Consider the following 13,807-nt stretch of genomic DNA (forward strand, 5'->3'; position numbering starts at 1 on the left):
CCCGGACCCGCTACCATTGCGCAAAACCCGCCCCCGGAACGGTCATGCTCATCACCAACGCCCACATCATCAACGAAGGCCACGAAACCGCCGCCGACCTGCTGATCCGTAACGGCCGCATCGAAAAGATCGCGGCAAAGATCGACGCGCCGGCCGGCACCGTGGTGTTCGACGCCGAAGGACAGTGGCTGCTGCCGGGCGTCATCGACGACCAGGTCCATTTCCGCGAACCCGGCCTGACGCACAAGGGCGATCTTTACAGCGAATCGCGCGCCGCGGTCGCCGGCGGCACGACCAGCTACTTCGACATGCCGAACAACAAGCCGGCGATCACCACGCGCAAGCTGCTCGCCGAGAAATACGCGATGGCGGCCGGGCGCTCGTTCGCCAACTACGCGTTCTACTTCGGCGGCGCCAACGACAACCTCGACGAAATCGCCGCGCTGAAGAAGAACGAGGCCTGCGCGCTGAAGGTGTTCATGGGCGCCTCGACCGGCAACATGCTGGTCGACGATCCGAAGACGCTCGAAGGCATCTTCCAGCGCTCGCCGCTGATGGTCGTCACCCACTGCGAGGACACGCCGATGATCCTCGCCAACGAAGCCAAGGCGCGCGAGCGCTACGGCGAGGACGTGCCGCCGCGCGAGCACCCGCACATCCGCTCGGCCGAGGCCTGCTACCAGTCGACCGCGCTGGCGACGAGCCTGGCCAAGAAGTACAACGCCGACCTGCACGTGCTGCACCTGACGACGGCGCGCGAGCTGGCCTTCTTCACGCCGGGCCCGCTGGCCGGCAAGAAGATCACCGTCGAAGCCTGCGTCCATCATCTGTACTTCGACGAGCGCGACTACGCGACGCTCGGCAACCTCATCAAGTGCAATCCGGCGATCAAGACCGCCGAGGACCGCAAGGCGCTGCTGCATGCGGTGATGGAAGACCGCATCGACGTGATCGCCACCGATCACGCGCCGCACACCGCCGAGGAAAAGGCGCAGCCCTACTTCAAGGCGCCGTCCGGCCTGCCGCTGGTGCAGCACTCGCTGCTGATGCTGATCGAGCTGGTCAAGCGCGGCGACCTCAACCTGCGCACCGTGGTGCGCAAGACCAGCCACGCCGTCGCCGACCGCTTCGGCATCGTCGACCGCGGCTACGTCCGCGAGGGCTACTGGGCCGATCTCGTGCTCGTCGACCCGCACGGCACCACGACCGTGCGCAAGTCCGACGTGCTCTACAAGTGCGGCTGGTCGCCGGTCGAGGGGCGCAGCTTCCCGGCGAAGATCCGCGCCACCTGGGTCAACGGCGAACTCGCGTACCAGGACGGCGTCGTGCTGCCGCAGACGCGCGGCGCACGCATCGAGTTCCGCTAAGAAAGCTCTGCTAAGGAAGCTCTGAATCAATCCGTCGTCGCGAGGCCGCGCGGCGGCCGCGGCGATCCGGATACGTCGCTTGCGCAGGGCGCTCCCGGATGGCTTCGTCGCCTGCGGCGGCTCGCCATGACGGAACAGGGACGGATTCAGACCTTCCCTGACGGCGGCCGGCGCGCGCGCACCGCACGCCGGTGCCGGTCCGGAATCTGTCAGTAGACCCGGGCGCCGCACTGGCATCGCCGCGCCGCCCGGGCGACGATGGGCGCCCCTTGCCCCGATGCCCTGCTGCCATGCCCGATTCCGGTCGCTGTCCCTGGTCGCTGTCGACGCCCGAATACATCCGTTACCACGACGAGGAATGGGGCCGGCCGCAGCACGACGACCGCGTGCTGTTCGAGTTCCTGATCCTCGAAGGCGCGCAGGCTGGCCTGTCGTGGCGGACGATCCTCGAGAAGCGCGACGGCTACCGCAAGGCTTTCGCCGACTTCGACCCGGTCAAGGTCGCGCGCTTTTCCGACGACAAGCTGGAAAAGCTGATGCAGGAGCCGGGCATCGTCCGCAATCGCCTGAAGATCTGGTCGGCGCGCACCAATGCGCGCGCCTTTCTCGACGTGCAGCGCGAGTTCGGCAGCTTCGACGCCTATCTCTGGGGCTTCGTCGCCGGCGCGCCGCTCGTCAACACCGTGCACCGTCACGGCGACGTGCCGGCCAGGACCGAGCTGTCCGACCGCATCAGCAAGGACCTGCTCAAACGCGGCTTCAAGTTCGTCGGCAGCACGATCGTCTATGCCTACCTGCAGGCGATCGGCGTCGTCAACGACCACCTGCTCGGCTGCCCGCAGCGCGGCGTGTGAGGCGCGGCCAAGCCTGGACCCTGCTCCAGCTTGTCGCGGCCCGTGGCGACGCTGATACTGGGCGCATGCCTGCGCTGCGCCTCGCCCTGTTCGCCCTGCTGTCGCTGCTGCTGACGTTCAGCGGCGTGGCGGGCGCGAGCGCGGCCACCTGCCCGGCGCATCGCGCGACCGCCGCCGCGCCGGCAGCGGCGTCGGCGCATGCCCATCACGACCATGCCCATCACGACATGGCGGCGATGGCGATGCCGGCCTCCGTCGCGGCGCACGCCGGACACGAACACCACGTGGCATCCCGCGCCGACGGCGCGCAAAGCCCGGCCGCACACGCACACGCTTGCGCCAAGACCTGCGTCTGCGCCCAGGCCTGTGCCGGCGGCACCGCCACCGTCGCCTCGGCCGGCTTCGCCGGCAGCCTCCTGCCCGGCCACGCCGAGCGTCCGCGCGCGCATCTCGCGCCGGCGCCGCGCAGCGCGCAGCCGTTCGCCCCGCTGCGTCCCCCACGCGCCGCCTGAGCGGCGCAGCCCCGCCCGCGGCAGGTCGCGGCACGCGACTTTTCGCTGTCCACGGCTGACTCCCGGCCGCCGCCCGCGCGGCGGCGCGGCACGCGCCGCTCCTTATCGTTCGCCCGCACGCGGCTCGTCCGCATCCGCACGTCCTGCCGGAGCTTTTCGTGTTCGCCATCCGTTTCTTCCCGCCGCTGGCGCTGGCCGCCAGCCTGGCGCTCGCCGCCTGCAGCAGCCTGCCGGCCGACCGCGGCCGCGGCGAGGTCGACGCCGCGCTCGCCGCGCGCGGCCTCGCCACACCCGCCGCCGCACCCGAGCCGCTGCAGGCCTGGCTCGCCGAGCCGCTGACACCCGACCGCGCGATCCAGATCGCGCTGCTGCACAACCCCGAGCTGCGCGCCGAAACCGCAAGGCTCGGCCTCGCCGCCGCCGACGTCTACGAAGCCGGCCGGCTCGCCAATCCGGTGCTGTCGGCGACCTGGCTGTCGCCCGGCGACGAGCCGCAGGCGCAGCTCACCCTGGGTCTCGCGCTGAACTTCACCGACCTGCTGCTGATGCGCTCGCGCAGCCGCATCGCCGCGGCGCAGTTCGACAGCGTCAAGCTCGCCGTCGGCAGCGCGACGCTCGATCTGGCGGCGCGCGTCGAAGCGGCGTACCGGCGCGTCGCCGCCGCCGAGCAGCTCGCGCAGCTCAAGGCGACGCTGCAGCACGCCGCGCAAAGCTCGGCCGAGCTGGCGCGCCGCTATCGCGCCGCCGGCAATCTCAGCCTGCGCGATTTGGCGCTGGAGGAAGCGGCGGCGACGCAGGCCGCGCTCGACGCCGACGCCGCCGCGCTCGACCTGACGCTGGCGCGCAGCGAGCTGAACCGCCTGCTCGGCCTGCCGGCCGGTGACGGGCGCTGGACACTCGCCGAAACACTGGCGCTGCCGCCGGCGCAGGAACCGGCACTCGATACGCTGCTGCAGCTGGCGCAGGACTCGCGGCTCGATCTGGCCGCCGCGCGCCGCCATGCCGACGCCGTGGCCGCGCGCTACGGCCTGACGCGGCACGCGCGCGCGCTCGGCGCGATCGAGCTCGGCGCCAAACGCGAGCGCGAGTACGACGGCAGCGTGCACGGCGGCCCGACGCTGTCGCTCGCGCTGCCGCTGTTCGACTGGGGCCGCGGCCGGGTCGCGCGCGGCGAGGCCGAGCTGCAGATCGCCGAAGCCGGGCTCGCCGCCCGCGAACTCGACGCCAGCAACGAGGTGAACGCCGCCTACGCGCGCGTCGCCGGCGCCCGGCAGCGCGCCGAGCGTTACCGCCGCGAGCTGATTCCGGCGCGCGAAGCGGTGGTCGTGCAAATGCAGCGCGAGTTCAACTACATGCTGGTCGGCGTGTTCGAGCTGCTCGCCGCGCGCCAGCAGGGCTACGACGCCTACGCCGGCTATCTCGATGCGCTGCGCGACTACTGGGTCGCACGCGCCGAGCTGGCGCGCGCCGTCGGCCGCCGCCTGCCCGGTGAGGCCGCACCGGCCGCCGCATTGCGGTTCGACGCGCTGCGGCCGCGCCTCGGCGACAGCGCCGACGGTCCCGCCGCACCCGCCGCACCCGCCGCACCCGCCGCACCCGCCGCACCCGCCGCACCCGCCAACGTACCGCGCGCGACGCCGCACGGTGGCGACGCCCATGCCGCGCCGGCGGACGCGACGGCGCACGCCGGCCACGCCGCCGCCGCGGCGGACAGCGCGGCGGATGGCACGCCGGCCGGCGGCTGCGACATGCAAGCCATGCACCCGCCGGCGCCCGGCGCCGCCCCCCACGACACGATGATGGCCGACTGCGCGAAAGCGGCGGCCGACGAACACGGAGCCCACCATGACTGACCACGGCATCAGCCGCCGCCGCCTGCTCGGCGCGCTCGGCGCCGCCGGCCTCGGCGCCGGCTTCACGCGCGGCGCCGCCGCGCAGCACGAAGGCCACGACGCGCACGCGATGCCGCCGGCCGGCGGCACCGTGCCCGGCACCACACCGCCAGCGCCGCCCGCCGCGGACGCGGCGGGCCCCGCGCGATCCGCCGGCGCCTACACGCCGGTGCGCACCCCGAACGGCTGGACGCTGCCGCACCGCGTCCGCGACGGCGCCAAGGAATTCCATCTCGTCGCCGAGGAAGTCGAGCACGAATTTGCGCCGGGCAGCCGCGCCAGGTGCTGGGGCTACAACGGCGGCACGCCGGGCCCGACGATCGAGGCGGTCGAGGGCGACCGCGTGCGCATCTACGTCACCAACCGCCTGCCGGAAGCGACCTCGGTGCACTGGCACGGCATCCTGCTGCCGAGCGGCATGGACGGCGTCAGCGGCCTCAACCAGGCAGCGATCGCCCCGGGCGAGACCTACGTCTACGAGTTCACGCTGCGCCAGCACGGCACGCACCTGTATCACCCGCACGCCGACGAAATGACGCAGATGGCGCTCGGCCTGATGGGCTTCTTCATCATCCATCCGCGCGGCGGCGAACCCGAGCCGATCGATCGCGACTACGCGATCCTGCTGCACAACTGGGCGCTGCACCCCGGCACCTGGCGGCCGGACCCGTCGGTGATGACCGAGTTCGATCTGTGGAGCTTCAACAGCAAGGTGTTTCCGGCGACCGAGCCGCTGGTCGCCGCCAGCGGCGAACGTGTGCGCCTGCGCTTCGGCAACCTGTCGATGTGGAACCACCCGATCCACCTGCACGGCCACCAGTACCTCGTCACCGGTTCCGACGGCGGCCGCTGGCCGCGCGCGCTGTGGCGGCCGGAGGTGACCGAGATCGTCGGCGTCGGCCAGACGCGCGACATCGAGTTCGTCGCCGCGCCCGGCGACTGGGCGCTGCATTGCCACATGTCGCACCACACGATGAACGCGATGGGCCACGGCGTGCCGAACCCGCTCGGCGTCGACCAGCGCGGCGTCGCCGCCGAGGTGCGCAAGCTGCTGCCCGGCTTCATGCCAATGGGCGGCAACGGCATGTCCGAGCACGGCCGCCACGTGGCGATGGGCATGATGCCCGGCCCCGAGAACACGCTGCCGATGATGAGCGGCAGCGGTCCGTACGGTCCGGTCGAGATGGGCGGCATGTTCACGGTGCTGAAAGTCCGCGACGGCCTGGCGCGCGGCGACTTCCGCGACCCCGGCTGGTACGCCGCGCGCCGCGAGCAGACGGCACGGCGCGTGTCGGACGATCCGGATTTCGGCGCGCCGGTGCGGCGCCCGGCCGGCCCGGCTTGATGCGGGTCAAGGCAGCGCTCGCACCGTGGCGCGACGCTGCCCGCTCGATGCGCCGTCCGGCGCAAGGAGGAGATACCATGAATCGCTTACACCCGATCGCCGCGCTGCTCGCCGGCATCAGCCTCGGCGCCGCCGCATCCGTCGCCCAGGCGCAGATGCCCGGCGGCGGAGGCGGCATGATGTCCGGCAACGCGCCGCACATGATGATGCGCAACTGCCGGCAGGACGACGCAGCCTGCCTGGCGCGCATGAAGGCCCACCGCGAACGCATGGAGCAGATGCATGCGATCGTCGGCGAGCTGAAGGCCGCCAAGTCCGACAAGGAACGCGTCAGGCTGCTGCAGAGCTATGTCGAGCTGATGGACGCGCAGATGAGCCAGATGATGGACATGATGGACCAGCGCATGCAGATGATGGAGCAGCGCATGGGCACGCCGCCGGCTCCCGATCCGCGCCCCTGAGCCGGAGACCGGCGGCAGGCGGGCCACCGGACTCTTGACTCTGGACCAGACACTAGGGTTTACGATGGCGGCAGTTCATCAAGGAACACCGCCATGCAGCATCCGCAAACCGCTTCGAGCCCGGCACTGACCATCGGCCGGCTCGCCGAACAGGCCGGCGTCGGCATCGACACGGTCCGCTACTACGAGCGCGCCGGCCTGCTGCCGGTGCCGCCGCGGCGCGCGTCCGGCTATCGCGCCTATCCGGCCGACAGCGTCGCGCGCCTGCGTTTCATCCGTCGCGCCAAGGAGCTCGGCTTCACGCTGACCGAGATCGGCGAGCTGCTGGAATTGAGCGGCCGCGGCGACGTGCCCGAGATCCGCGAGGCGGCTCGGCACAAGCTCGATCTGGTCGAGCACAAGCTCGCCGAGCTGCAACGGGTGCGCGACGGCCTGCAGCAGCTGATCGCCGCCTGCCCCGGCCACGGTCCGGCCGAGCACTGCCCGATCCTGCGCGCGCTGTCCGACGAATCGGAGGCGCGCGCATGAACCACTGCTGCCAGAACACTGCGCCGGCGACCGCGCAGACCACGACCGACCCGGTCTGCGGCATGACGGTCGATCCCGCGCGCACGCCGCATCATCACCAACACGCCGGCCAGACCTACCACTTCTGCAGCGCCGGCTGCCGCGACCGCTTCGCCGCCGATCCGGCGCGCTATCTGCCGGCCGCGCCGGCGGCGGGAAGCTGCTGCGGCGGCGCCGCGACGCCGGACGCGGCGTCCATGGCGCTCGTCGCCGCGCCTGCGCCTGCGCACGGCGGCGACCATGGCGCCGCCGAGGCGCACGAGCACGCGCATGAGCACGGGCATGAGCACGCGCACGGCCACGGGCAGGCGCCGGCCGCGAGCGCCGCCGCGCCGGATGCGGTTCGCGATCCGGTCTGCGGCATGACCGTCGATCCGGCACGCACCGCGCATCGCCACACCCACGACGGCCACGCCTACTTCTTCTGCTCGGCGCGCTGTCGCGAGAAATTCATCGCCGATCCGGCGCGCTATCTGGCGTCCGCCGAAGCGCCCGCCGCCGGCAGCTGCTGCCACGGCCACGCGGCAAAGGCGGCGCCGGCGCCGGCATCGGTCGCAGCGGGCACGATCTGGACCTGCCCGATGCATCCGGAAGTGCGCCAGGATCATCCGGGCTCGTGCCCGAAATGCGGCATGGCGCTGGAACCGGAGACGCCGAGCCTCGAAGCCGAGGACGACAGCGAGCTGCGCGACATGCGCCGGCGCCTCGTCGTCGGCGCCGCACTGAGCGTGCCGCTGCTGTGGCTGACGATGGGCGAACTCTTGCCCGGCGCGCTCGCGCCGCAGCACTGGCTGGCGCCGGCGCCGAGCGGCTGGCTGCAGGCGCTGCTGGCGACGCCGGTCGTGCTGTGGGCGGCGGCGCCGTTCTGGCAGCGCGGCTGGGCCTCGATCGTGCATCGCAGTCTCAACATGTTCACGCTGATCGCGCTCGGCGTCGCCGCCGCGTATGCGTTCAGCCTCGTCTCGCTGCTGTTCCCGCACTGGCTGCCGCCGAGCGCGCAGCAGCACGGCATGCCGCCGCTGTACTTCGAAGCCTCGGCGGTCATCGTCACGCTGGTGCTGGTCGGCCAGGTGCTGGAGCTGCGCGCGCGGTCGGCGACGTCCGGCGCGATTCGCGCGCTGCTGGCGCTGACGCCGCCGACCGCGCACCAGCTCGACGCCGACGGCCACGAGCACGACGTGCCGCTCGAAGCGGTGACGGCCGGCGCGCGCCTGCGCGTGCGGCCCGGCGAGAAGATCCCGGTCGATGCGCAGGTCGTCGAGGGCAGCAGCCATGTCGACGAATCGATGCTGACCGGCGAGCCGTTGCCGGTGCGCAAGCAGGCAGGCGACAGCGTCGCCGGCGGCACGCTCAACGGCGGCGGCAGCCTGCTGCTCGAAGCGCGCCGCGTCGGCCGCGACACCCTGCTCGCGCAGATCGTGCAGCAGGTCGCCCAGGCGCAGCGCTCGCGCGCGCCGGTGCAGCGGCTCGCCGACCGGGTCTCGGCCTGGTTCGTGCCGACGGTGGTCGCCATCGCCGTCGTCGCCGCCGCGTTCTGGCTGCTGTTCGGGCCGCCGCCGGCCCTCGCGCATGCGCTGGTCGCCGCCGTCTCGGTGCTGATCATCGCCTGCCCCTGCGCGCTCGGTCTGGCGACGCCGATGTCGATCATGGTCGGCGTCGGCCGCGGCGCGCAGCAGGGCATCCTGATCCGCGACGCGGCGTCGCTCGAAGCGCTGCAGAAGATCGACACCGTGGTCGTCGACAAGACCGGCACGCTGACCGAAGGCCGGCCGAGCCTGCGCGAGCTGCAGCCGCTCGCCGGCTTCGACAGCGACACGCTTCTGCGGCTCGCCGCCGCCGCCGAGGCGCCGAGCGAGCACCCGCTGGCGCGCGCCGTGGTCGAGGCGGCGAAGGCGCGCGGCATCACGCTGCCCGCCGCGCAGGAATTCGGCTCCGATCCGGGCCTCGGCGTCTGGGCGCAGGTCGACGGCCGCGCGCTGCTGGTCGGCAACGCGGCGCTGCTCGCGGCGCGCGGCGTTGCCGTCGCGGCGCTGCAGGCCGCCGCCGACGCCGTGCGCGAACGCGCGCAGACCGCCGTGCTGATCGCCGTCGACGGCCGGCCGGCCGGCGTGCTGGCGATCGCCGACGCCGTGCGCAAGACCACGCCGGACGCGCTCGCCGCGCTCAAGGCGGCCGGCCTGCGCGTCGTGATGCTGAGCGGCGACAACCGCCGCACCGCCGAACGCGTCGCCGCCGAACTCGGCATCGCCGAGGTGATCGCCGAGGTGCTGCCGGCCGACAAGGCGGCGACGATCGCGCGCCTGCAGCGCGAGGGCCGGCGCGTGGCGATGGTCGGCGACGGCGTCAACGACGCGCCGGCGCTGGCCGCCGCCGATGTCGGCGTGGCGATGGCGACCGGCACCGACATCGCGATGGAGTCGGCCGGCGTGACCCTGCTGCACGGCGATCTGATGGGCCTGGTGCGGGCACTGGCGCTGTCGCGCGCGACGATGCGCAACATCCGCCAGAACCTCGTGTTCGCGTTCGGCTACAACGCGCTCGGCGTGCCGCTCGCCGCCGGCGTGCTGTTCCCGTTCTTCGGCCTGCTGCTGTCGCCGATGATCGCCAGCCTGGCGATGAGCCTGTCCTCGGTCTCGGTGATCGGCAACGCCCTGCGCCTGCGCCGCGTCGGCTTGTAGGTCCCGCGTCGGCGGTCGCGGCGCGGCTGCGGCCGTTCCGACAGCGGGGTGCGGCGCCCGGGCCGCTTGAAGCTTCCATCACCTATAGTTACATTCATCAATGTAACAGTAATGGAGGAATCCCATGCCGAACCCGAGCGACGACATCGCCGTCATGCCGACGCGCCGCGACCTGCACTTCAGGCTGCCGGCCGAACGCATCGGCGACTGGCACAACGAAGGCCCGCACGTCAGCCAGTTCTTCAACGCGCTGTCGCTGTTCTTCCCGGACGGCGAACGCTTCTTCATTCACTCGGTCCGCCACTATCGCGAGCGCATCACCGAGCCGCAGCTGGCACGCGCGGTGACGGCGTTCATCGGCCAGGAGGCGATGCACGGCCGCGAGCACACCGAATGCAACGAGATGCTCGACGGCGCCGGCCTGCCGGGCGCGCCGCTGCAGCGCTTCGTGTTCCAGCTCACCGAGCGCCTCAAGCTGCTGCCGAAGCCGATGCAGCTCGGTATCACCATCGCGCTGGAACACCTGACCGCGATCATGGCCAATGCCCTGCTGCAGGATCGCCGCGTGGTCGGCGACGCCGAGCCGCACTTCGGCCGCCTGTGGCGCTGGCACGCGCTCGAAGAGACCGAGCACAAGGCGGTCGCCTACGACGTCTGGTGCGCGATGATGCCGCGCGGCCCCGGCAGCTACCTGCTGCGCTGCTCGACGCTGCTGCTGGCGAGCGCGATCTTCTGGCCGCTGGTAGCGATCTTCATGTGGCGCCTGACGCGCGCCGACGCCGGGGCCCGCGCCGAGCGCGGCGGCTGGCGCCGCACGTTCCGCTTCCTGTTCCTCGACCCGGGTCCGCTGCGCCGCGCCGCCGGCGAATGGTTCGACTACTTCAAGCCGGGCTTCCATCCGTGGCAGCACGACAACCGCCGCTATCTCGACGGCATCGAGCCGCTGCTGCGCGACCTGGAGTCCGGCTCGCTGCCGCGCGCCGCCTGAATGGCGCGCGCGCCGGCGCGCAGCGGCGGTTTTCCACCATGGCGCGGAGTGTCCTTTATGATCCGCGCCATGGCTATTTCCCCTGAACCGCCGCTCGCCGCGCCGCCGGCCGCCGACGCGCCGGGCGGCGAACCGAATCTCAACGAGTACACGATCGACGAGCTGGCGCGCGCCGGCGGCACCACGGTGCGCAACGTCCGCGCCTACCAGGATCGCGGCCTGCTGAGCCCGCCGGAGCGTCGCGGCCGTGTCGGCATCTACACCGGCGAGCACCTGCGTCGCCTGACGCTGATCCACCAGCTGCTGTCGCGCGGCTACACGCTGGCCAATATCCAGGAACTGTTCGACGGCCTGGAGAAAGGCCAGCACCTGCACGACTTCCTCGGCCTCGAACAGGCGATCGGCAGCCCGTGGTCGACCGAGACGCCGCGTCTGTTCACGATGCCGGAGCTGTTGAAGATGTTCGGCATCAGCGCGTTCGCGCCGGCGACGCTGAGCCGCGTGCTCAAGCTCGGCCTGCTCAAGCCCGAAGGCATCCGCTTCCGCGCGCCGAACCCCAAGATCCTCTACGCCGGCGCCGAGCTGACCAAGGCCGGCATGCCGCTCGACGACATGCTGCTGCTGGTCGAGCACCTGCGCATCAACGTCGAACGCGTCGCCGACGAGATGGTGCAGATGATCGCGCGCCTGCTCGACCGCTACGACGGCCGCCTGCCGCCGGCCGAGGACGTGCCGCGGCTCGCCGACCTGATCTGGCGGCTGCGCCCGCTCGCCAATATGGCGGTCGATTCGGAAGTCTCGCGCGCGCTCGAACGCTCGGCGAACAAGTTTCTCGGCGAGCGCGTCGCGCAAATCCTCGAACACATGCGCCCGCCGGCACTCGAAGGGCCGAAGCCGGGCTGAGCGCCGGCCTTCAGCGCAGCGCGAGCGCGACCACGGCGGCGGCCGAGGCGCCGAGCGCGGCGCCGGCGGCCAGCTCCGCCGGCGTGTGCCGGGCCAGGCGCAGACGCGACCAGGCGATCGCCGTGACCACGAGCAGCAGCAGCGCGAGCGAGAGCGGCTGCGGCCACAGCCAGCCGGCCGCGAGCACGGCGAACGCCACGTGATGCGAGATCGTCAGGCGCTGCGAGAACAGCTGGCAGACCAGCAGCAGCGCCGCGCCGGCGGCGAGTGGCACGACGAATTCGCGCCGCGACAGCCACAGACCGGCGACGACCGCCGCGAGCGCGATCACGATGAAGGCATGGCGGTTCAGCTCGCGGCGCTCGGCCCGCATGCTGGCGTCGATGTGCGTCCAGCGGCCGCTGCGCACGCGCCACGCGGCATGGCCGCCGATCGAGACGATCAGGCATGCGAACAGCGCGATCAGCGCGGCGAACTCGGCGCGCCCGGCGCCGCGCTGCGCGGCGGCCAGCAGCGCCGTCGCCGGCAGCAGCGCGAAGGGATGGGCGCCGATCGAGACGGCGCGCGCCACACGCCGGCCGGGGCCGGGCGCCGCGCGCCCGCGCTCAGGCATAGCGCCAGCGCTGGCCGTCCTTGGAATCCTCGACCAGCACGCCGCGCGCCTTGAGCTCGTCGCGGATGCGATCCGACTCGGCCCACTGCTTGTTCTGGCGCGCCGCGGTGCGCTGCGCTAGCAGCGCCTCGATCTCGTCGGCCGACGGCGCACCGGCCGCGGCCGGTGCCTGCGCGAACCAGGCCGACGGCGCCTGCTGCAGCAGGCCGAGCAGCAGGCCGGCGTCGAGCATCTGCGCCTTGATGCGCGCCTTCTCGGCCGGATCGACCGCCTTGTTCGCGGCGCGCGCCAGCTCGAACAGCTCGGCGAGCGCCATCGGCGTGTTGACGTCGTCCTCGAGCGCGGCGACGAAGGCCTCCGGCGCGGTCACGCCCGGCGCCGCCTCGACGTCCTCCAGCTCGCGCAGCGCGCCGTACAGGCGGTCGAGCTTCTTGCGCGCCTCGGCGACAACCTCGTCGTTCCAGTCGAGCGGCTGACGATAGTGCGCGGTCAGCAGCACGAGGCGGATCACCTCGCCCGGCATCGACTTCAGCAGCTCGTGCACCAGCAGCACGTTGCCGATCGACTTCGACATCTTCTGGCTGTCGATGTTGAGGAAGCCGTTGTGCAGCCAGTAGCGCGCGAAGGTCCTGCCGCCGTGCGCGCAGGTCGACTGCGCGATCTCGTTCTCGTGATGCGGAAAGATCAGGTCGTGACCGCCGCCGTGAATGTCGATGGTCTCGCCGAGCAGCGCCTCGGCCATCGCCGAGCACTCGATGTGCCAGCCGGGCCGGCCGCGGCCCCAGGGCGAATCCCAGCCCGGCTGGTCGGCCGTCGACGGCTTCCACAGCACGAAGTCGCCGGCGTGCTTCTTGTATGGCGCGATCTCGATGCGGGCGCCGGCCATCAGCGACTGCTCGTCGCGCTTCGACAGCGCGCCGTATGCCGGGAAGCTCAGCGTATGGAACAGCACGTGGCCGTCGGCGACGTAGGCGTGGCCGCTGGCGATCAGGCGCGAGATCATGTCGATGATCTGCGGCAGGTGCTCGGTGACGCGCGGCGTGAAGTCCGGCGGCAAGGCGCCGAGCGCGGCCATGTCGTCGTGATAGATCGCCGCGTAGCGGTCGGTGATGACGCGGATGTCGACGCCTTCCTTCTTGGCGGCGGCATTGATCTTGTCGTCGATGTCGGTGATGTTGCGGACGTAGACGACCTTCGCATAGCGGCGGCGCAGTACCCGCGCCAGCACGTCGAAGACCACGACCGGACGCGCGTTGCCGATGTGCGCGTAGCTGTAGACCGTCGGCCCGCAGACGTACATCGTGATCCGCTGCGGATCGAGCGGGACGAATTCTTCCTTGCGGCCGGAAAGCGTGTTGTGGAGCTGCATGGGCACGGGCTGGCGAAAAACCCGCGCAGGATACCCGCAGCGCCGGCGGAAGTCAGGCGCCGGTCAGCGCAGCGCCGACAGCAGCAGCATGCCGCTGAACAGACCGGCCGCGAATCCCCAGAAGCACCAGACGTAGCGCCGCTTGAAACGCTCGCGCCCGAGCTCGGCATCGAAATACTTCAGACCCATCGGCGAAATCCTTTGACCGCCCGCAGAACGCATCATCCTGCAAGAAGCATGCAGTTCGATGACGCGCAC

13 protein-coding genes are annotated in these 13,807 nt (G+C 71.9%); 10 read left to right on the forward strand and 3 right to left on the reverse strand.

The features are described 5' to 3' along the window. The first annotated feature begins 44 nt into the window (after positions 1 to 44). The 10 genes from H149_RS0104375 (at position 45) to H149_RS0104420 (ending at position 11,567) form a co-directional block, all read left to right on the forward strand. Positions 45 to 1,367: a dihydroorotase gene (locus H149_RS0104375; RefSeq protein ID WP_020648521.1), complete on the forward strand. Its 1,323-nt coding sequence runs from the start codon at positions 45 to 47 to the stop codon at positions 1,365 to 1,367. A gap of 290 nt (positions 1,368 to 1,657) precedes the next feature. Further along, the gene (locus H149_RS0104380; protein WP_020648522.1) at positions 1,658 to 2,221 is read left to right on the forward strand and encodes a DNA-3-methyladenine glycosylase I; all 564 of its coding nucleotides are present in this window, start codon (positions 1,658 to 1,660) and stop codon (positions 2,219 to 2,221) included. 65 nt (positions 2,222 to 2,286) lie between these two features. Then, positions 2,287 to 2,733, forward strand: a complete 447-nt coding sequence (locus tag H149_RS0104385) for a hypothetical protein (protein ID WP_020648523.1) — start codon at positions 2,287 to 2,289, stop codon at positions 2,731 to 2,733. A 158-nt stretch (positions 2,734 to 2,891) separates the two neighbouring features. After that, the gene (locus tag H149_RS0104390; RefSeq protein ID WP_020648524.1) at positions 2,892 to 4,586 is read left to right on the forward strand and encodes a TolC family protein; all 1,695 of its coding nucleotides are present in this window, start codon (positions 2,892 to 2,894) and stop codon (positions 4,584 to 4,586) included. A 7-nt stretch (positions 4,587 to 4,593) separates the two neighbouring features. Further along, the gene (locus H149_RS19670) at positions 4,594 to 5,970 is read left to right on the forward strand and encodes a multicopper oxidase family protein (protein WP_436278840.1); all 1,377 of its coding nucleotides are present in this window, start codon (positions 4,594 to 4,596) and stop codon (positions 5,968 to 5,970) included. Between the two features lie 77 nt (positions 5,971 to 6,047). Continuing rightward, on the forward strand, positions 6,048 to 6,431 hold the full coding sequence (locus H149_RS0104400; protein ID WP_020648526.1) for a hypothetical protein: 384 nt from the start codon (positions 6,048 to 6,050) through the stop codon (positions 6,429 to 6,431). 93 nt (positions 6,432 to 6,524) lie between these two features. Beyond that, a complete protein-coding gene (locus H149_RS0104405; RefSeq protein WP_020648527.1) occupies positions 6,525 to 6,959 on the forward strand; it encodes a MerR family transcriptional regulator in 435 nt (144 codons plus the stop codon). Continuing rightward, on the forward strand, positions 6,956 to 9,676 hold the full coding sequence (locus tag H149_RS0104410; RefSeq protein ID WP_020648528.1) for a heavy metal translocating P-type ATPase: 2,721 nt from the start codon (positions 6,956 to 6,958) through the stop codon (positions 9,674 to 9,676). The genes H149_RS0104405 and H149_RS0104410 overlap by 4 nt, the downstream gene beginning before the upstream one ends. Before the next feature lie 124 nt (positions 9,677 to 9,800). Beyond that, positions 9,801 to 10,664, forward strand: coding sequence for a metal-dependent hydrolase (locus tag H149_RS0104415; protein WP_020648529.1), 864 nt, complete (start codon positions 9,801 to 9,803; stop codon positions 10,662 to 10,664). A 69-nt stretch (positions 10,665 to 10,733) separates the two neighbouring features. Further along, positions 10,734 to 11,567: a MerR family transcriptional regulator gene (locus tag H149_RS0104420; protein WP_154654628.1), complete on the forward strand. Its 834-nt coding sequence runs from the start codon at positions 10,734 to 10,736 to the stop codon at positions 11,565 to 11,567. 10 nt (positions 11,568 to 11,577) lie between these two features. Here the strand turns inward: H149_RS0104420 and H149_RS21955 are convergent, their stop codons facing one another. The 3 genes from H149_RS21955 to H149_RS24175 form a co-directional block, all read right to left on the reverse strand. Next, complete coding sequence (locus H149_RS21955; RefSeq protein ID WP_020648531.1) at positions 11,578 to 12,138, reverse strand: hypothetical protein; 561 nt, start codon at positions 12,136 to 12,138, stop codon at positions 11,578 to 11,580. A 34-nt stretch (positions 12,139 to 12,172) separates the two neighbouring features. Further along, positions 12,173 to 13,549 carry a cysteine--tRNA ligase gene (gene cysS, locus H149_RS0104430; protein WP_020648532.1) on the reverse strand — a complete coding sequence of 459 codons (1,377 nt, stop codon included), beginning with the start codon at positions 13,547 to 13,549 and terminating at the stop codon, positions 12,173 to 12,175. A gap of 63 nt (positions 13,550 to 13,612) precedes the next feature. Continuing rightward, entirely contained in the window at positions 13,613 to 13,738 is a 126-nt protein-coding gene (locus H149_RS24175; RefSeq protein ID WP_020648533.1) for a hypothetical protein, read from the reverse strand. Positions 13,739 to 13,807: the final 69 nt, after the last annotated feature.

The sequence above is a fragment of the Solimonas variicoloris DSM 15731 genome, from assembly GCF_000382285.1.
GTDB classification, from domain to species: Bacteria; Pseudomonadota; Gammaproteobacteria; order Nevskiales; family Nevskiaceae; genus Solimonas; species Solimonas variicoloris.